Below are 19,215 nucleotides of genomic sequence, written 5' to 3' on the forward strand. Positions count from 1 at the left end.
GCGGGGCTTTTTGCTGTGGGCTGCGGGCTCAGTCCGTGGTGCTGGCGCGCCAGAAGATCTGCTTGATGCGGGGATGCTCCCCGAGCGTCTTCATCAGGGCATCCAGCTCGTCGCCGTCGATGGAGGTGGCGAGCAGCACAGCCGAGATCTCGATGTCCTGCTCCCCGAAGGGCTCTATATCCAGCTCGCTCAGGGGGTAGTTGGCCTGCTCCAGCTTCTGCTCCAGCCAGGGCAGCACCTCTTTCTGGTGAGTGCGGCGGATGAGCGCCGTGACGCGGTAAGTCACCTCGGTGTCGGTATTGTCCACCGGATGACGGTTGATCTGATTGACCAGAGGGCGCAGCAGGGTGTTGGCCGCCAGCACGAAGAGGGCGCCGAGGATGGCCTCCATGGCGAAGCCGGCGCCGCTGGCCGCCCCCACCGCCGCCACGCCCCAGAGGGTGGCGGCGGTGTTGATGCCGCGGATGTTGCCCGATTCGCGCATGATGACACCGGCGCCGAGAAAGCCGATGCCGGAGACGATATAGGCCACCACGTGCACCACCCCATAGCTGCCGCCGTGCAGGTCATAGATGCGCTGGGCCAGGTTGACGAACAGGGCCGCCCCCACGGCGACCAGCACGTTGGTGCGAAGGCCGGCGGTGCGCTGGCGGTACTGGCGCTCCAGCCCGACCAGGCTGCCGAGCACGAAGGCGAGCAGCAGGCTGGCCAGGGTGTCGATGAGGGCAAGCAGATCAAATTGTTGCCACATTCTCATGGGGTACTCCTTCTGATGAGCGATGGCTGCACGCAATCCATGATGAAACGCCGCACAAGAGGGCGGAAGCGCCCGGCGATGATTGCGCTGCTGGCCAGCAAAAAATGAAACACGGCGTGCGGGGCGTCCTCTGTGCATCCCCATAGGGCAGAGAGCGCGCCCCAGAGTTCAGGGGGCCAGCATGGCCGGCCCCCTGAACTCTGGTTTACACAGTATGGTGTTGTCAGGTGCGCCCGGGATCGCCACCGCGAGGGCGCAGTTCCCAGCGAACCGGGTGAGCGGCCCCGACCTGATGGACAAACTGCACCAGATAGCGGCGCTGGGGCGGGGTGCACTGGAGGTTGAGCACCAGCTCACGCCCGCCGCTGCGGCCCGGTGTCATGGACTGCATTGGGTGCAGCCCGGCCGGCTGCAGGGTGTGGCTCACCATCTCCAGCACCTGCTCCAGATCGGCGCGATCCTCGCAGCGGATCTGCAGCCGGTAGTGGTGCTGGCGCCGTTTGCCCCGCAGCCAGCGCGGCAGCATGCCAAGGCCCAGCTTGTTCAGCAGGGGGTGAGTCGATACAGACTGGGTTGATATCAAACGCATAGCAGCCTCCTTGTGGGAAGCAGAAACTATGCAGGCAAGGCGCCCATGGCCATTGGCCAGGAGTCACCCGACGTCAAGTGTATAAAGAGAAGAGGGGAGTGGATTTCCGCTTCTCGCAGGGCTGCGAGTTGCGGCAGAGGGACTCTGCGGCTAGCTCGCGACCAGGGTGCCGACGACAGGAGTCGGCGTGGATCTGTCACTTGATGAGTTGCCCACCGACGGTCTCCGCTATTGATTAGAGGCGACATGGTAGCCGATACGGCCGCCGGGGTAAACCCTGGGCCCCAGACAGCAACATATTGAAACAAAATGAGGTTTTACCACGAGGGAGCCATAGCTCCCTCGTTTTCATCGTCCGGTCTGGGCTATTTCATGCCCATGCGCTTCAGGATCATGGCGGCGGGGCAGAAGCCGGTGAACGCACTCTGTATCAGGTTGACCCCGACAAAGACGCTCAGCCAGACGAAGCCCGGGTGGACCCAGGCAGTGAGCAGCAGCGACAGCAGCAAGATGCAGCCTGCGACCACTCTGACTCCGTTATCGACTGTCATGTGCCTCTCCTCTTTTTTGGTTGTTTAGTAGTTGCTAATTTAGTGTTGATTTATACAATAGACTAAATATCAGCAATTGCTAATTTATGCTTATGAGCCCATTCGACGAGATGACCGGACACGCGACGGCGGCCGCCTCCCTGCTCAAGGCGTTGGCCCACCCTGAGCGCCTGATGGTGCTCTGCCAGCTGGTGGAGGGGGAGAAGGGGGTCGGGGAGCTGTTGGCCCACAGCCAGCTCGGGCAGTCGGCCTTCTCCCAGCAACTTTCGGTATTGAAGCGCCATGGCCTTATCCGTTCGCGCAAGGTCTCACAGCAGATCTACTACTCGCTGGTGAGCGAGGCGGCCGCCGATGTGCTGGCGGCGCTGCAAACCCATTTTTGTCACTCAGAAAATAAGGAATCTTGATGATGGAAAGCCAATGGCTGCTCTCTTTGGGCGGCGGCATGCTGGGGGGGCTCGCGGCCCTGATCCTGATGCTGTTCAACGGCAGGGTCGCCGGGATCAGCGGCATCCTGGCCGGCGCCTTGCAACACAGACAGGCCTGGCGCTGGCTGTTTCTGCTGGGGCTGGGGGGCGGTGCCTGGCTGGCGCTGACCCTGGGCTGGGCCACCATGCCCGCATTCACCACCCTGCCCGGCTGGCCGGTGGTGTTGCTGGCCGGTCTGCTGGTGGGCGTCGGTACCCGTCTTGGCAATGGCTGTACCAGCGGTCACGGCATCTGCGGCATGGGGCGGCTCTCCCTGCGCTCCATCGTCGCCACCCTGACCTTTATGGCGGCCGGTGTCATCACCGTCTTTCTGACCCACCACCTCTTCTGACAGGTTGATTGCCATGAAATTGCTGACAAGTTTGCTCGCGGGTTTGCTGTTTGGGCTGGGGATGGCCATCTCCGGCATGGTGGATCCGGCCCGGGTCATCGCCTTTCTCGATCTGGCGGGAGCCTGGGATCCCAGCCTCGCCTTCGTGATGGGGGGCGCCCTGCTGGTCTTTATGCCGGGTTACTTCCTGCTAGTGAAGCCTCGCAGCCGGAGCCTGCTGGGTGAGCCCATCGTCGCTGTCCCCACCCCCAGGCTGGATCGCCGCCTGATCGGCGGGGCCGCGCTGTTTGGCATCGGCTGGGGGCTGGTGGGCATCTGTCCCGGGCCGGCCTTGAGCCTGATCTCCAGCGGCCAGCCCATGATATTGCTCTTCATCGCGGCCATGGTGGCCGGGATACTGCTGTTTGATAAAGGGGTGGCGAGGGGATGGGGCAAGGTGAGTCCATCCCGTCCCCGCTGATGGCATGAGGTAGCAGCCTGCACCGGGACAAGGGCGCGGTGGCCGCTGCCGGTTCAGCGCCGCCAGGAGGAGTGCGCGCACCGGCCATCAGCCTGATTTTCGGGATCCTGGTCTCCACTCTGCTCACCCTGGTGGTGATACCCTTGCTCTATTATGCCCTGCTCTCCCGTCAGTCCTGACGGGGGGCAATAGCGAAGGCGAAATGATGCCCTGCTCTCCCGGCGCTCATGACGGGAGTCACTAGCGAAAGGATGCGCGATGAAGAGAGGCTGGCTGTGGTGGGCGGCGGGTGCCGGGGTGGCGGTGGCGGCCCTGGCATGGTGGTGGCGACCGCAGGGGACGCCGGTCAAGCTGGTGGCGGTGGGGCGGGGAGATGTGCTGGTGACCCTGGTCAACACCCGGGCCGGCACCATCAAGTCGTGCCAGCGGGCCGGGCTCAGTCTGCCCGGTGGCGGCGTGGTGGAGCAGATCGCCGTCAAGGCAGGGGACAGGGTGGCGCAGGGGGATCTGCTGCTGACCCTCTGGAGCGACGATATCCGTGCCGATCTCAGCCGTGCCCGCGCCCAGCAGGCCCTCGGCAAGACCCAGCGCGAGGAGCGCTGCAGCGAGGCCGCCTACTACGAGCGGGAGGCCAACCGGCTGGCCACCCTGCTCGCCAAGAACCTCACCTCCCGCACCCTGGCGGAGCAGGCCCAGAACCTGGCCGATACCCGCCGCTATATCTGCCGGGCCTCCCGCCAGCAGGAGCGGGTGGACGAGGCGCTGGTCGCCCAGGTGGAGGCCCGCCTGGCCGAGCGCCGTCTGCAGGCCCCCTTTGCCGGCGTGGTGGCCGAGGTCAACAGCAAGCTTGGCGAATACATGACCCCCTCACCCCCAGGGGTGGCCATGCCCCCCGTCATCGATCTCATCGACGATCGCTGCCTCTATGTCTCGGCCCCCATAGATGAGGTGGATGCCGCCCGCCTCAGGGTGGGCCAGAGCGCCAGGGTACTGCTCGATGCCATGCCCGGGCGCGACCTTGCCGCCACCGTCACCCGTATCGCCCCCTATGTGAAGGAGCTGGAGAAGCAGGCCCGCACCGTCGAGGTGGAGGCGGCGCTCACCGCCCCGCCGAGCGACGTGCCCCTGCTCATCGGCTACAGCGCCGATCTCGAGGTGGAGGTGACCCGCGCCACCGATGTGCTGCGGGTGGCGGCCAGCAGCCGGGCCGACGATGGCAGCGTGCTGCGGCTGGAGGGGGATCGTCTGGTGCGGGTGCTGCCCCGCTGGGGGGTGGAGAACTGGAACTGGATTGAGGTGGCGGAGGGGCTGGCCGCCGGTGACAGGCTGGCGGCCCAGCCCGGCCAGATAGTCGGGGAGGGACCCTTCACCGCCGCCGAGGAGCAGACGGATGAGTGATCTCATTCGCCTCGAGGCCGTCAGCCGTTGCTTCACCCTGGGGGGCACTGAGGTGGCGGCCCTCGCGCAAGTCTCCCTGCGGGTCGCCGAGGGGGAGTATCTGGCAGTGATGGGCCCCTCGGGCTCCGGCAAGTCGACCCTGCTCAACGTGCTGGGGCTCTTGGACAGGCCAGACGAGGGGCGCTACTGGCTGGGAGGGGAGGATACCGCCACCCTGTCAGAGCCCGCACTGGCCCGGCTGCGGGGCCAGCGTATCGGTTTCGTGTTCCAGTCGTTTCACCTCATCTCCCGCCTCACCGCCCGGGAAAACGTCGAGCTGCCGCTGATGCTGTGCGGCGTCCCCCCCGCCGAGCGCCACAGTCGCAGCCAGCGCCTGCTGGAGGAGCTGAGGCTGGACAACAGGGCCGACCACAGGCCCGCCGAGCTCTCCGGCGGTCAGCGCCAGCGAGTCGCCATCGCCCGGGCCATGGCCATGGCGCCGCGCCTCATCCTGGCGGACGAGCCCACCGGCAACCTGGACTCCCGCTCCGGGGAGGAGGTGATCACCCTGCTCGAGGGGCTCAACCGGGAGCAGGGTATGACCCTGGTGGTGGTGACCCACGACCCCCGCCTCGGCGAGCGGGCGGGCAGGCGGCTCTCGATGGATGACGGCCGCATCAGCAGCGACAGCGGCGGGGGTTGAATGCGGCGCCCCGATGCCCTCCGCTTCGCCGCCGTGGCCCTGCTGCGCCAGCGCACGCGAGCGCTGGTGTTGATCCTGGCGGTGAGCCTGAGCGTCACCTCGGTGCTGCTGCTCACCGCGCTGGGAGAGGGGGCGAGGCGCTATGTGGCCGAGCAGTTCAGCTCCCTTGGCAAGGATCTGCTGGTGATGTTCCCGGGTCGCAAGGAGACCACGGGCGGGCTGCCGCCGGTGACCGGCAACAGCCTGCGGGAGATCACCCTGGATGACATGCACTACCTGGGCCAGCATCAACCCCAGCTCAGGCTGGTGCCGCTGGTGATGGGCTTTGCCGAGGCCAAGCAGGGGGCCCGGGTGCGCCAGACCATGCTGCTTGGCAGCAGCAACGACTTGCGGCATACCCACGGGCTGACCCTGCTCGCCGGCCGATGGCTGCCGGGGGAGGCCACAGAGGACAGACCGGTCGCCCTGCTCGGAGACGTGGCGGCCCGTGAGCTGTTCGGTCAGGCGGATCCGGTCGGTCAGTGGCTGCGTTTTGACAATCGCCGCTTTCGGGTGGTGGGAGTCTTCACCAGCCAGAGCAGCAATCTGGGGATGGACATGGCCGAGGCGGCGCTGATCCCGGTCGGCAGTGCCATGGGGCTGTTCAACACCGAGGGGCTGTTTCGCCTGCTGATCCAGCCGTTGGCCGGGCAAGCTGTGCCACCGCTGATCACGCGGCTGGAGCAGCTGATGCAGGCGCGCCACGGGGTGCTCGATGTGACCCTGGTGCGGCGCGACGCCATGCTGGCCACTTTTTCTACCATTCTGGCCACCCTCACCCTGGCGGTCGCCGGTATCGGGGCCATCAGCCTGCTGGTCTCCGGCATCATGATGATGAATCTGGCGTTGATCAGCACCCGCCAGCGCACCGGTGAGATAGGCCTGCTCAAGGCGCTGGGGGCCGACAGCCGTCAGATCCGCCAGCTGTTCTTGTGGGAGGCGCTGCTGCTGAGCGGCGGTGGCGCCCTGTTTGGCACGGCCCTGGGCTATGCCCTGGTGGCCCTCGCCGCGCTGATCTGGCCGAGCTTCCCGGCGGCGGTGCCCTGGCTTGCGACCCTCTGCACCATACCCGCTGCCCTGCTGACCGGGCTCTTCTTCAGCTGGCTGCCCGCCTCCCGGGCGGCGCGGCAGGATCCGGTCAGCAGCCTGCGCAGCGGGCAATGGAGCGGTGGCTGATGCGCCTCGCCGATCTGCTGTTCTGGCTCTGGCGCGCCTTGCTGGCAGGGCGCAGCCGCAGCCTGCTGTCGGCGCTCGGCATCGCCATCGGGATCGCCTCCGTGACCCTGCTCACCGGCATAGGCGAGGGGCTCAGGCTCTATCTGCTCGACAGCTTCTCCCAGTTCGGGACCCGGCTGATCGCCGTGACCCCGGGCAAGACCGAGACCGCCGGCGGCCCGCCAGGCATCCTCTCCAGCAGCCGCCCCCTGCTGCTGGAGGATGCCGATGCCCTCGCCAGATTGCCAGGAGTAGAAGCCGCCCTGCCGGTGGTGCAGGGGCAGGGGGAGGTGCGCAGCCGGGGGCTGACCCGCAGCACCGCCATTCTGGGCACAGGCTCGGCGGCGCTCTCCGGCTGGCGCCTCACCCTGGTGCAGGGGCGCTTTCTGCCCGCGGACGACAGCGCCATGCCCCGCGCCTATGCGGTGCTGGGCGCCAAGGTGGCCGCTGAGCTGTTCCCTGGCGGCGACGGGCCGGGGAGTCTATTGCGCGCCGGTGATCGCCGCTTCCGGGTGGCCGGGGTGCTGGCCCCCAAGGGGCAATTTCTCGGCTTCGATCTGGACGACATGATCTACCTGCCCGCCGCTCACGCCCAGGCGCTGTTCAACAAGGAGGGGCTGCAGGAGATCGACGTCATCTATGGCGCCGGGCAGGGGGAGGCCGAGATCACGGCCCAGATCCGGCGGGTGCTGATCGCCCGCCACGGCGCCGAGGATTTCACCCTCACCTCCCAGCAGGACATGCTGGCGAGCCTCGACAAGATACTCACCATCATCAAGCTGGCGGTTGGCGGGCTCGGCATTATCTCGCTGCTGATCGGGGCGGTCGGCATCTTCAGCATCATGAGCATCGCCCAGCAGGAGCGGATCCCCGAGGTGGGCCTGCTGATGGCGCTGGGCTGCCCACGGCGGCGCATTCTGCTGCTGTTTCTGCTCGAAGCCGTGGTGCTGGCGCTGCTGGGGGGCGCCATGGGACTGGCCCTGCTCGGGGGGCTCAAGCTGCTGCTCGCCCTGCTGGCGGCCAGCTTGCCGCTCAGCCTCCATCCCCTCTATCTGCTGCTGGCCCTGGGGTGCAGCGCCCTGGTCGGTCTGCTGGCCGGGGTCGCCCCGGCGCTGCGGGCGGTGCGCCTGGACCCCGTGGTCGCCCTGCGGGGGGACTAGGCGACGATCTCTGTCATCTGTGCGGGGGGCGCTGGTGTGAACAGGGGGAAGTAGCGCCTGTCCGCCTGGCTCATGTGGCCGACCACCAGCTCCTGAAGGATGAAGTTGAGCAGCTCGTCGTTGCCAAGCGTTCCCGCCCTGGCGGCGGCCATCAGCTGGGAGGCCTTCTCCAGCAGCCTCTGGTGATCCCGTCGATGGCTGGCCAGCTCCCCATAGTCGTATTCAGCCAGCAACTGCTCTTCGAAGGCGAAGTGCTGGCGGGCCATCTCGAACAGGCTCGCCAGACTCTCCAGAAACGGCTCGGGATTTTCGCCCGGATCCTTGATGTGCTCCAGCAGGCGGTTGGCGAGCATGAAGAGCCGGTGATGCTCGGCATCGATGCGGGGATGGCCGCACTCATGGCCGGGATGCCACAGCAGGGCCCCCTGCGCCGGATCCCAGGCGGTCGTGAACAGGCAGACCCGGCCACGGCCCTGGTTCTTCGCCTGATACATGGCCTGGTCGGCGTGGTGCATCAGGGTCTTGGGGTCGGCGCCGTGCTGCGGATAGAGGGCCACCCCTATGCTGCTGGAGATGCGCAGCGCCTGCTGCTCGAGCAAGAACGCATGATGCAGGCTCTGGTGCAGCTTGTCGGCCACCCCCAGGGCGGCGTCGCCGGTATCGGGCAGCAGGATCACGAACTCGTCGCCCCCCAACCGTGCCACCAGATCCTCCTCGCGCACACAATGGCCCATGCGCTCGGCCACCAGCTTGAGCAGCAGATCCCCGGTCTCGTGGCCGAAGGTGTCGTTGATGGGCTTGAAGTGGTCGAGATCGATGAAGATGAGTGCCAGGGGACGCTCGGGCGCCTGCTGCAACCTCTCTTTCAGCCGCTGTTGCAGCAGGCGGCGATTGGCCAGGCCGGTGAGGGGGTCGTGGAAGGCGAGGCGGCGCATCATCTCCTCCCGGGCCGCCCGCTCGGTGATATCCCGGGTCACCCCCAGGATGGCGTCCGGTCGCGCCCGGGTGTTGCCGTGCAGGGTGGTGACCGTCTCTATGGGCACCAGATGCCCATCCTTGTGGCGCAGCTGGGAGTGGATGACGCAGCGGGTCTGGGCCTGCTCACCCCGTTGCCAGGCGGCCAGGGCGGCGCTCATCTCCTCGCGCAGCTGTCGCCTAGATTCGTCGGGCAGCAGTTGCTTGAGGGACATGGTGAAGAGTTCGTCGGGCTCGTAACCGCTGAGGGGACCTATGGCCGGGCTGACGTAGCGAAACCGCAAGGAGGCGGTATCCATGGTCCAGATGACGTCGGCGCTGTTCTCCGCCACGAAGCGATAGTGCTGCTCGCGCTGGGCCAGCTCCCGGGTGAGCCGCTGGCGATCCCGCGCCTCCTGGCGCAGCCGCAGATGGAGATACAGGAAGATGCCGAGCAGGGCCAGCAGGGAGAAGGTGATCAGCATGGCCACCGCCACGCTCCTGTCGAGCAGTTGCCGCTGCTGGCGCAGGCTGGCCTGGGTACTGTTGTAGATGAAGGGGGCCAGGTTGGGCACCGCCTTGATCATGCCGGCATCCAGATAGGTTCTGGCGATCTGCAGCCAGCGCTCCTGCTGCATGTAGCCCGGCTCTATGAGGTCGGGCTGCATCAGCGCCCGGGTTTCGCGGGCCTCGAACGCCAGCTGCTCGCGTCCGGCACCGCTCGGATACTGCGTCATGATGAGGTCTATCATCTCCTCGGGATTGTCCATGGCATAGCGCCACCCCTTGAGGCTCGCCTGCAGGAAGGCATGGACCCGCTCCTGCCCGGTGGCGAGCTCGTGCTCAGAGGTAAAGAGGTTGTCGCCGTAGAAGTCAAAGCCGATGTCGCGGGGATTGAACACCCGGTAGGGGATGTTCAGTTGAGTCAGGGCGAAGGGCTCGGTGGAGCTGTAGGCACTGATGGCGTCCGCCTTGCCGGTCAGCAGCGCCTGCAGCCCCTGCTCGTAGGGGAGGGTGTTCCACTGCCTGGTCTGCGTATAGTGATGAAGATAGGTCAGCAGCTCGTTGGAGCCCGGCTCCAGCATCAGGCGCTTGCCGGCCAGATCCGCCGGGGTGCGGATATCGGGTCTGTCCAGGGTCAGCAGCACCAGGGGGGAGTGCTGCAACATGGCGGCGAGCACCACCACGGGGCGACCGGCGGCCCGGGCCAGCAGCAGATCGCTGCCACCGATGCCGAAGTGGGCCCGGCCCGTGGTCACCTCGTTGATCACGTCGGTGCGGGGACCGGCCTCGCGCAGGCTGACCTGCAGACCGGCGTCCCGATAGAAGCCCTTGGCGATGGCGGCATAGTAACCGGCAAACTGGAACTGGTGCTGCCAAGGCAGTTGCACTGTGACGTGCTCGTCTGCGCGCAGGGAGGGGGTGATCAGGGCGGATATCACCACCCATATCGACAGTAGCCAGCAGCCAGGCTGGCAGGATGCATCGGACTCCGTCATACCGCTATTCTCTCGGGAGGTGCTCTGCTGGCTAGAGTCAGACAATTTCTTCTCCTTCGCAAGGGGAGGAAAGCCCATAAAGCAAAGGAATGCGGGCTATTAAAACTCATTTTTGTGTCATTCATCACGCTGGGTGGAGGAACAGTGCGTTTTGGCACCTCATCTGGCCTGGCAGCGGCCCCTGGTGGATGAAAAAGAGAGTCATTTCATGTCCCTCTTCGTGCTTGCAGGCTGCCCCATTGCTGATAGATTGCATTTTTTCTGCGCTTTCAGATCAACTCCGGCCATCGCAGCCATAGTGGATGGCCGAGCGGGTGGCTGGGGCCGTGGTCAGGGGAGGACGCCCCGGGAGCAGGGTGGTATGGTAGTCTCCCCTTCTTCCAATGAGGTCCCCCTATGTCTCCTCCCATGTCTCCCTTGCGCCTGCTGGTCTCCGACTCCCACGATCCCCTGTTCAACCTGGCGGTGGAGGAGTGCATCTTCCGCCAGATGGACCCCGCCCAGCGGGTGCTGTTCCTGTGGCGCAACGCCAATACCGTGGTGATAGGCCGGGCCCAGAATCCCTGGAAGGAGTGCAACACCCGCCGCATGGAAGAGGACGGCGTGACCCTGGCGCGGCGCAGCAGCGGCGGTGGGGCCGTGTTCCACGATCTCGGCAACAGCTGCTTCACCTTCATGGCGGGCAAGCCCGGCTATGACAAGGGCGTCTCCACCGCCATCGTGCTGGATGGCCTCAAGCGGCTGGGGATAGCGGCCTCTGCCTCGGGGCGCAACGATCTGCTGGTGGCCACGGCGGACGGGGATCGCAAGGTGTCGGGCTCGGCTTATCGGGAGACTCAGGATCGCGGCTTTCACCACGGCACCCTGTTGCTGGACGCAGACCTCGGCCGTCTGGCCAACTACCTCAACCCCGATCCCAAGAAGCTGGCGGCCAAGGGGATCACCTCGGTGCGCAGCCGGGTCGCGAACCTGTGCGAGCTGCTGCCGGGGATAGATCACCAGCAGGTGAATGACGCCCTCATCGAGGCCTTCTTCCACTACTACGGTGAGCGGGTGGCGCCCGAGCATATCTCCCCCGAGCGGATGCCGGACCTGCCCGGCTTCGCCGAGACCTTCGCCCGCCAGCGCAGCTGGGAGTGGAACTTCGGCCATGCCCCGGCGTTCAGCCATCAGTTGGACGAGCGTTTCGGCTGGGGCGGGGTGGAGCTGCATTTCGATGTGGAGAAGGGGGTGATAGGACGGGCGCAGATCTTCAGCGACAGCCTGGATCCGGCCCCCCTGGATGCCCTGGCCGATCGGCTGGTGGGGGCACCCTACCGACCCGAGGCGATGGCGGCGCTGCTGCACTCGCTGATGGGGGAGTTCCCGGCCAGGGCCCACGAGCTGGCGGAGCTGGAGGCCTGGCTGGTGACGGCCCTGCGCTGAGAGGCATGACCCGGATCACGAAACGGAGCACGGGCTCCGGCGCAGGGGGGCCGCCAGCCCCCGACTGCCGTGGTCATGATAAAAAGTAGGGCAGGCCATTAGTTATTGTCGCTGTCTCCTGCGCCGCCCCGGGGGTATAACCGGGGCACATTTGCAGTACTAATGGTCTTATCATGAGCGATCTTGTCTATCTGAAAGATGACGGCGTCAACGCCGTCCACTCCGAATTCTCCGCCCGTTTCGCCACCGTCAAAGCCAACTTCTTCTCCCGCAACCCTGATCTCTGGCCGGTGTTTCGCGAGCCCGGTTTCGCCACCCTCAACGAGTTTCGCGCCCGTGGCCTGGCGCCGGATGCCCGCCTGAACGCCTGGCCAGATGGTCGTGCCCGCCTCGCGGATCTCTGCGAGACCATGCCGGTGCCCGCGCAGATGCGCACCCCGGGGGAGCCCATGACGGAGCTGCTGTTTGCCGGCGCCCTGTCCAAAGACTGGGAGAACCCCTCCAGCGTCGAGAACGTCATCACCATGTCGGCGGATCCCGCCATCTACGGCGCCCAGATGGGGATCCTCGCCAACCCCAACCTGGTCTACTCCGAGTATGCCGGGGTGGCGGAGGAGCTCGAAAAAAAGGTGGTGCGCCAGATTGCCCTGCTGGCGGGATACGATCCGGCCCGCGCCACCGGCATCTTCACCCAGGGGGGAACCTTCTGTAACCTCTACGGCTACCTGCTCGGCATTCGCAAGAGTCTGCCGGAGGCCAAGCACAAGGGGCTCGGCCACTATCAGGACTACCGCATCATCAACTCCCAGGGCGGTCACTACTCCAACATCACCAACCTCTCCCTGCTCGGGGTGGACATTGAGAACAAGACCATCCGCATCCAGGTGGGCGAGAACAACGACATCGATCTCGCCGATCTCGAGCGCACCCTGACCGCCTGCTTCGCCCTCAAACACGTGGTACCCACCATCATGCTCACCATGGGGACCACGGACACCTTCGGGGTGGACAGGGTCAAACCCGTGGTCGAGCTGCGGGACCGGCTGTGCGAGCGGTTCGAGGTGGCGGTCAAGCCCCACATCCACGTCGACGCCGCCATCGGCTGGTCGATGATCTTCTTCCTGGACTACGACTTTGCCGCCAACCCGCTCGCCATCAACGGCGCGACCCTGGCGGGCATAGAGCGCAACGTGGCGCGCTTTGCGGAGCTGAAATATGCCGACTCCTTCACCGTGGACTTCCAGAAGTGGGGCTATGTGCCCTACACCTCCAGCCTGGTGATGATCAGGGAGCAGGATGACCTCAAGGCGATGGAGAACGACCCGGAGAACTTTTCGTATTTTGAGCGGGACATCCAGGGGCAGACCCACCTGCAGTCCACCATAGAGTGCTCCCGGGGGGCGAGCGGCCTGTTCGGCGCCTATGCGGCCCTCAACTACCTGGGGGTGGAGGGTTATCGCACCGTGCTGGCCCACTGCCTGCAGAATGCCAACTACTTCCGCTTCCGCCTGAGCCAGCTCGGCAACGTCAAGCTGGTGGCCCAGGAGAACCAGGGGCCGAGCGTGGGCTTCAAGATCTACAACCCCGAGTGGGTGAGCGATCCGGAAGCCGAGTTCGCCTTCGAGCTGGCCCGCAGCCCGGACGCGGCCTACAAGGCGCGCCTGGCCCGCAACACCGAATACCACCGCAACCTGTTCAAGCAGCGCGGCAAGGTGGGGCTCTTCACCAACTGGGTAGAGGCGGTGGCGCACTCGGAGTACGACGCCCGCGGCAAGTACTCCTATATCGCCGGAGAGAAGGCGGTCTTTATGAACCCCGCCTGCACCCGCGCGCAGATCGACGCCTTTATCGACCATATTCGCGGCTGAATCCGGTCGAGATCGCAGATAAAACAACGGCGGGCCTGGTGCCCGCCGTTTTCTTGTTTTCTGTGCCGCTTACAGCTTTTGCAGGCGGGTGAGGGTCAGCTTGCCCGCCGGGTTCTCGGCGTGGAAGCGCACCGCATCCCCCACCTTGAGCTCCTTGAGCAGGGTCGGATCGGCCACCCGAAAGACCATGGTCATGGCCGGCATCTTGAGGTTCGCGATGGCCTCGTGCTTGATGCCGACCTTGCCGTTTTGCCCGTCAATGCGAGTGATGATGCCGCGGGTCATGGTCATGTCGCCCGCCTCCGCCTCCATCTGGGACATGTCGTGCCCCTCGTGGTTCATGGTCATCTCGGCCTGTGCCTGCATGGCGCCAAGGCCGAGCAGCAGGGTCAAAGTGAGCGTCTTGTAGTTCATCTGATTTTCCTTAACGTCGTTGATTTGGTTGTGCATCAGGGTTATTCGGCCTGTTCATTCACGCTTTGGTCCAGGGCTCGGCGTTTCCACAGATAGAAGGCGGCGGGCAACACCAGCAGGGTCAGCACCAGCGCGCTCACCATGCCGCCGATCATGGGGGCGGCGATGCGCTGCATCACTTCAGAACCCGTGCCCTGGCTCCACATGATGGGCAGCAGGCCGGCGATGATGGTCACCACCGTCATCATCTTGGGGCGCAGGCGCAGGGCGGCGCCCTGGATCACCGCCCGGTGCAGCCCCGCCTTGTCCGGCTTGCCGCTGGCGACGAGGTCATCCCAGGCGTGGTTGAGGTAGACCAGCATCAAGACGCCGGTCTCCACCGCCACCCCGGCCAGGGCGATAAAGCCCACCCCCACCGCCACCGAGAGGTTGAAGTCGAGCAGCCAGAGGGTCCAGATCCCGCCCACCACCGCCAGCGGCAGGGTGGTGAGAATGAGCAGCACCTCCTGGAAGCGGCGAAACGCCAGATAGAGCAGCAGCACGATAATGGCGACCGTGAGCGGCACCACGTAGGCGAGGCGCGCCTTGGCCCGCTCCATGTATTCGTATTGGCCGGACCAGGTGAGGGCGTAGCCCGCCGGCAGCACCAGCTGTTTACCCACCTGTGCTTTGGCTTCATCGACGAAGGAGCCGATATCGCGGCCGCGAATATCGACGTAGACCCAGCCGTTGAGCCGTGCGTTTTCACTACGCAGCATGGGGGCCTCGTCGCTGATATAGACCCGCGCCACGTCCGCCAGGGCGATGCGTGCGCCGCTCGGGGTGACCAGCGGCAGCAGCTCCAGGCTGGCTACCGAGTCGCGATAGCTCTGGGGGTAGCGCAGGTTGATGGGGTAGCGTTCGCGCCCCTCTATGGTCTGCCCCACCTCCATGCCGCCCACCGCGGTGGCGAGCACCGCCTGCACGTCGGCGATATTGAGGCCGTAGCGGGCCGCTTTCAGCCGGTCGATGTCCACCTTGACGTAGCGACCGCCGGCCACCCGCTCGGCGTAGACAGATGAAGCGCCCTCCACCTTGCCGACGATCTGCTCCAGCTGCTGGCCGAGCCCCTGAATGACCTTGAGGTCGGGCCCGGCAATCTTGATGCCGACCGGGGTCTTGATGCCGGTGGCCAGCATGTCGATACGGGTCTTGATGGGGGGCACCCAGGCGTTGGTGAGGCCGGGGAAGCGGATGAGGGAGTCGAGCTCCTCTTTGAGCTTCTCCGGGGTCATGCCGGGGCGCCACTGATCCCGGGGCTTGAGCTGGATGCTGGTCTCCATCATCACCAGATCTGCAGGGTCGGTGGCCGATTCGGCGCGCCCCGCCTTGCCGAACACGTTCTGCACCTCGGGCACGGTGCGAATGAGCTTGTCGGTCTGCTGCAGGATCTCCCGCGCCTTGCCCACCGAGATATTGGCCGCGGTGGTGGGCATATACATGATGTCCCCTTCATCGAGCGGCGGTATGAACTCGGAGCCCAGGTACTTGAGTGGCCAGAAGCCCACCACCGTCACCACCGCCGCCAGCATCAGCGTGGTTTTCGGACGGGCCAGCACGGCCTTGAGCAGCGGCACATAGCCCTGGCTCAACCAGCGGTTCAGCGGGTTGGCCTGCTCCGCCAGCACCTTGCCGCGGATAAAGTAGCCCATGATCACCGGCACCAGCGTGATGGCGAGCGCGGCCGCGGCGGCCATGGCATAGGTCTTGGTGTAGGCGAGGGGGTGGAACATACGCCCCTCCTGCGCCTCCAGCGCAAACACCGGCAAGAAGCTGATGGTGATGATGAGCAGGGAGAAGAAGATGGCGGGCCCCACCTCTATGCTCGCCTCGGTGATGATGCGCCAGCGGTTCTTGTCGGTGAGCGCCTCCCGCTCCATATGCTTGTGGACGTTCTCGATCATCACGATGGCGCCATCCACCATGGCGCCGATGGCGATGGCGATGCCCCCCAGCGACATGATGTTGGCGTTGATCCCCTGCAGGTGCATCACGATAAAGGCCACCAGAATAGCGATGGGCAAGGTGATGACCACCACCAGCGACGATCGCAGGTGGAACAGGAAGGCGAGGCAGACCAGCACCACCACCGCGAACTCCTCCACCAGCTTGCCGGAGAGGTTGTCGATGGCGCGCTGGATAAGGTCGGATCGATCGTACACGGTGACGATCTCCACCCCCTCCGGCAGGCTGCTTTTCAGCTCTGCGAGCCGTTTCTTGACCCCGTCTATGGTGTGCTGGGCGTTCTCGCCGAAACGCATGACGATGATGCCACCGACCACTTCCCCTTCGCCGTTGAGCTCGGCGACGCCGCGTCGACTCTGGGGGCCGGTGACCACATCCGCCACGTCACCCAGCAGCAGCGGGGCACCGCGCACATTGGTGCCGAGGGGGATCTGCTTCAGATCCTCCACGCTCTTGAGGTAGCCGTTCGAGCGCACCATGTACTCCGCTTCCGCCATCTCGATGACGGAGGCGCCGGTCTCCTGGTTGCCCTGCTGGATGGCGGTCTCGATGAGGGAGAGCGGGATGCCGTAGGCGCGCAGCTTGTCCGGGTCGACCCGGACCTGATACTGGCGCACCATGCCGCCCACGGTGGCGACCTCGGAGACGCCGTCCACCGTCTGCAGCTCGAACTTGAGCAACCAGTTCTGCAGGGAGGTGAGCTCGCTGAGGTCATGCTTGCCGGTTCTGTCCACCAGGGCGTACTGGTAGACCCAGCCCACCCCGGTGGCATCGGGGCCGAGCTGGGGGCGGGCGGAGGCGGGCAGATTGGGGGCCACCTGGCTCAAATACTCCAGCACCCGGGCACGGGCCCAGTAGAGGTCGGTGTCGTCGTCAAACAGCACATAGACGAAGGAGTCGCCGAAGAAGGAGTAGCCGCGCACTGTGGTGGCCCCCGGCACCGCCAGCATGGCGGTGGTGAGCGGATAGGTGACCTGATCCTCCACCACCTGGGGCGCCTGGCCTGGATAGGAGGTCTTGATGATCACCTGGACGTCGGAGAGATCCGGCAGGGCGTCCACCGGGGTCTGCTTCACCGACCAGAGCCCCCAGGCGGTGAGCATGACGGTCAGCAACAGCACCAGAAAGCGGTTGCCGACGGACCAGCGAATGATGGCAGGAATCATGATCTGGCTCCTTGCTCATGGGGCGCAGCGAGTGAAGAGCGGTTGTTGGCAAAGCCGCGAATGATGGAGGGGGTCATGACTTCTTCTCCATCTCGGGCATCGCCATCTGATGCTGGCTATGGTCCATGCCTTCCATCTCATCCGCCGCTGGTTTGGTGGCATCGCCGCTTGCTGGCGCTTGCTCCTGATGGATGCTGGTGATGCGGTACTCATCCCCCTCCTGCATTACTTGCAGATGCAGGGTCTGCCCCTCGGCCAGCTTGCTGATGTCGACCCCGTCCGCCACGGTGAACTCCATCTCCATGGCGGGCCACTGCCACTCGGGGATGGGCTGGTGAGAAACCATCAGGGTACGGTTGGCCAGATCGATGCTTTCAACCTCGCCCTGGGTCCACACCTGGGCCGGGCGCACCGCCGTCATGCGCTGGAAGTCAGAATCGATGGCCGATTCCGAGTCGAGCAGGAACTGGGCCGAGCTGACTATGCTGTCCCCCGCTTCAACTCCCTCCCTGATGGCAACCTTGTCGCCAAACTGGGGGCCCAAGGTGACAGCGACCGACTTGAAGCTGCCATCCCCCAGCGCCAGCACCAGCCTGTCCTGGCTGCCGGTGCGGATCACCGCTTCGCTCGGCACCACCAGCCGGGGTTCCCCCTGCCCGGTGCGAATGCTCACCTTGGCGAACATATTGGGTTTCAGGAACTCGTCCGGGTTGGCGAAGCGCAGCCGTACCTTGAGGGTGCGGGTGGCGGCATCCAGGGTCGGGTAGAGGTAATCCACCTTACCTTGCCAACTGCGGCCGGGAGCGTAGTCCAGGGTCATGGTGACCGGATCCCCCACCTTCAGCTGGGCGGCCTGGCGCTCGAATACCTCGGCGCTCACCCACACCTGCTTGAGGGTGCTGATGTTGAACAGCGCCGCTGCGGGCTCCACATACTGGCCCTCGCGCACTTTCAGCTCGGAGACATAACCGCTGCTCGGGGCATAGATGCGCACCGTCTCCTGCACCTGACGGCTGCGCTTGAGGGCCGCTATCTGATCCGCCGGCACCTGCAGGGACTTGAGCTTGCCCTCGGCGGCGCGCAGCAGCAGGGGGTTGGCCGTGTTGAGCGCGAGCAGATACTCGTGCTGGGCGTTGACCAGATCCGGGGCGTAGAGCTCGTAAATCAGGCTCCCCTTGCTCACCTGCTGCCCCTCGCTCTTGATGGCGAGGGTGCGGATCCAGCCTGCCATGCGGGCGTTGACCGCCTCCAGCCTGTCCTCGTCATAGCCGACGTAGCCCACCGTCTCGATCTGCTGGTGGATGGGCAGCTTTTCGACTTTGGCGAGCCGCACCCCCAGGTTCTGCTGGATCTCGGGGCTGATGGTGACGGTGCCGGGGGAGCCGCTTTTTTGCTCCTCATAGACGGGAATGAAGTCCATCCCCATGTTGTCCTTGGCGGGGCCATCGCGTTTATCGCGGGGATCCATGGGGTTGACCCAGTAGAGCGGCGTCTTCTCGGCGCTGGCGCCATCGCCAGGCAGGTGGCTGGCGACCCAGTAGCCGCCACCGGCGCCGAGGGCCAGCAGCAGGGCGGACATCAACAGTGTCTTGTTCATGACAAGCCTCCGGCGCGCGGGAGGCGAAGGGGCGGCTGGCACGGCCGCGCGCTGGCAGACCGGGTAACTGGGGTGGATGACATGGTATCTCTTCTCTTCTGTCAGGCCGCCGAGTGGGTGATGGGTAAGGCATCACGGGCGGCAAACGGGGCGCAGCTGTGTCAGCGCGCACGGCTCCCTGTGAGCGGGCCGTTTTGGCCGGGGCACAGGGTCAGGCAAGGCGGCAGGAAACGGGCAAGTGGAAACTTGCCGCTGCCGCAAGAGAAGCGCTTTCTAGTGGCGCAGCACCGACAGCATCAGGTGTCGGCGCGGCCAGGAGGGAGGGTGGGTGCCGCGGGATCGCAGGAAGGGATCCCGCAACCAGTTGTCCAGCACGCTGCTCGCCGTCCCTGGGGGCAGCAGCAACAGGGGCAGGGCGAGCAGGGTCAGCAGGGCGGCCAGCAGCGGCAGCCCGGCCCCCATGGGCGAGGTGAGGCCGCCGTGCATCTGGCACTCGTCCTGATTTGGGTCGGCGGCCGCGTAGCCATCACCGCCGTCGTGGCAGGAGAGCCCCTGCATGGCCGCAGGCATGGTGGCGGCCCCGGTCATGGCGAGGGAGGAGGATGTCGCCTCCTCCC

17 protein-coding genes are annotated in these 19,215 nt (G+C 65.7%); 9 read left to right on the top strand and 8 right to left on the bottom strand.

Features of this window, described 5'->3' with window-relative positions; translation table 11 throughout:
• Positions 1-28: 28 nt before the first annotated feature.
• The 3 genes from AC1IN8_RS09770 to AC1IN8_RS09780 form a co-directional block, all read right to left on the bottom strand.
• On the bottom strand, positions 29-757 hold the full coding sequence (locus AC1IN8_RS09770) for an MgtC/SapB family protein (protein WP_139436338.1): 729 nt from the start codon (positions 755-757) through the stop codon (positions 29-31).
• A gap of 223 nt (positions 758-980) precedes the next feature.
• Positions 981-1,346, bottom strand: a complete 366-nt coding sequence (locus AC1IN8_RS09775) for a hypothetical protein (RefSeq protein WP_319916540.1) — start codon at positions 1,344-1,346, stop codon at positions 981-983.
• Positions 1,347-1,711: 365 nt separating this feature from the next.
• Complete coding sequence (locus AC1IN8_RS09780) at positions 1,712-1,897, bottom strand: YgaP family membrane protein (protein ID WP_043132505.1); 186 nt, start codon at positions 1,895-1,897, stop codon at positions 1,712-1,714.
• Between the two features lie 92 nt (positions 1,898-1,989).
• On the opposite strand from AC1IN8_RS09780, the gene AC1IN8_RS09785 reads away from it, so the two are divergent.
• The 7 genes from AC1IN8_RS09785 to AC1IN8_RS09815 all read left to right on the top strand — a co-directional run bounded on the left by AC1IN8_RS09785 (position 1,990) and on the right by AC1IN8_RS09815 (position 7,671).
• Complete coding sequence (locus AC1IN8_RS09785) at positions 1,990-2,304, top strand: ArsR/SmtB family transcription factor (RefSeq protein WP_247625900.1); 315 nt, start codon at positions 1,990-1,992, stop codon at positions 2,302-2,304.
• Positions 2,304-2,717 carry a YeeE/YedE family protein gene (locus tag AC1IN8_RS09790; protein WP_479758744.1) on the top strand — a complete coding sequence of 138 codons (414 nt, stop codon included), beginning with the start codon at positions 2,304-2,306 and terminating at the stop codon, positions 2,715-2,717. The genes AC1IN8_RS09785 and AC1IN8_RS09790 overlap by 1 nt, the downstream gene beginning before the upstream one ends.
• Before the next feature lie 13 nt (positions 2,718-2,730).
• Positions 2,731-3,177 (top strand): DUF6691 family protein, encoded by a 447-nt coding sequence (locus AC1IN8_RS09795; protein ID WP_479758745.1) that lies wholly within the window; start codon positions 2,731-2,733, stop codon positions 3,175-3,177.
• Between the two features lie 258 nt (positions 3,178-3,435).
• Positions 3,436-4,575 carry an efflux RND transporter periplasmic adaptor subunit gene (locus tag AC1IN8_RS09800; protein WP_479758746.1) on the top strand — a complete coding sequence of 380 codons (1,140 nt, stop codon included), beginning with the start codon at positions 3,436-3,438 and terminating at the stop codon, positions 4,573-4,575.
• The gene (locus tag AC1IN8_RS09805) at positions 4,568-5,257 is read left to right on the top strand and encodes an ABC transporter ATP-binding protein (protein WP_479758747.1); all 690 of its coding nucleotides are present in this window, start codon (positions 4,568-4,570) and stop codon (positions 5,255-5,257) included. Before AC1IN8_RS09800 ends, AC1IN8_RS09805 begins: the two co-directional genes overlap by 8 nt.
• Positions 5,258-6,472, top strand: a complete 1,215-nt coding sequence (locus AC1IN8_RS09810) for an ABC transporter permease (RefSeq protein ID WP_479758748.1) — start codon at positions 5,258-5,260, stop codon at positions 6,470-6,472.
• Positions 6,472-7,671 carry an ABC transporter permease gene (locus tag AC1IN8_RS09815; protein WP_479758749.1) on the top strand — a complete coding sequence of 400 codons (1,200 nt, stop codon included), beginning with the start codon at positions 6,472-6,474 and terminating at the stop codon, positions 7,669-7,671. The genes AC1IN8_RS09810 and AC1IN8_RS09815 overlap by 1 nt, the downstream gene beginning before the upstream one ends.
• On the opposite strand, the gene AC1IN8_RS09820 is transcribed toward AC1IN8_RS09815, so the two are convergent.
• Complete coding sequence (locus AC1IN8_RS09820) at positions 7,668-10,124, bottom strand: diguanylate cyclase domain-containing protein (RefSeq protein WP_479758750.1); 2,457 nt, start codon at positions 10,122-10,124, stop codon at positions 7,668-7,670. The two genes, AC1IN8_RS09815 and AC1IN8_RS09820, sit on opposite strands and share 4 nt — an antisense overlap.
• A gap of 408 nt (positions 10,125-10,532) precedes the next feature.
• Here AC1IN8_RS09820 and lplA point away from each other — a divergent pair, with 408 nt between their 5' ends.
• Both lplA and AC1IN8_RS09830 read left to right on the top strand, forming a co-directional pair.
• Positions 10,533-11,549 carry a lipoate--protein ligase gene (lplA, locus tag AC1IN8_RS09825; protein WP_479758765.1) on the top strand — a complete coding sequence of 339 codons (1,017 nt, stop codon included), beginning with the start codon at positions 10,533-10,535 and terminating at the stop codon, positions 11,547-11,549.
• A 173-nt stretch (positions 11,550-11,722) separates the two neighbouring features.
• On the top strand, positions 11,723-13,417 hold the full coding sequence (locus tag AC1IN8_RS09830; protein ID WP_479758751.1) for a pyridoxal phosphate-dependent decarboxylase family protein: 1,695 nt from the start codon (positions 11,723-11,725) through the stop codon (positions 13,415-13,417).
• 69 nt (positions 13,418-13,486) lie between these two features.
• On the opposite strand, the gene AC1IN8_RS09835 is transcribed toward AC1IN8_RS09830, so the two are convergent.
• The 4 genes from AC1IN8_RS09835 to AC1IN8_RS09850 form a co-directional block, all read right to left on the bottom strand.
• The gene (locus tag AC1IN8_RS09835; protein ID WP_479758752.1) at positions 13,487-13,831 is read right to left on the bottom strand and encodes a copper-binding protein; all 345 of its coding nucleotides are present in this window, start codon (positions 13,829-13,831) and stop codon (positions 13,487-13,489) included.
• A gap of 41 nt (positions 13,832-13,872) precedes the next feature.
• Complete coding sequence (locus tag AC1IN8_RS09840; RefSeq protein WP_479758753.1) at positions 13,873-17,001, bottom strand: efflux RND transporter permease subunit; 3,129 nt, start codon at positions 16,999-17,001, stop codon at positions 13,873-13,875.
• A gap of 73 nt (positions 17,002-17,074) precedes the next feature.
• Entirely contained in the window at positions 17,075-18,598 is a 1,524-nt protein-coding gene (locus AC1IN8_RS09845; RefSeq protein ID WP_479758754.1) for an efflux RND transporter periplasmic adaptor subunit, read from the bottom strand.
• Positions 18,599-18,871: 273 nt separating this feature from the next.
• A partial coding sequence (locus AC1IN8_RS09850) for a hypothetical protein (RefSeq protein ID WP_479758755.1) occupies positions 18,872-19,215 on the bottom strand: 344 nt, incomplete at its 5' end.

It is taken from the genome of Aeromonas sp. 130281 (assembly GCF_056642115.1).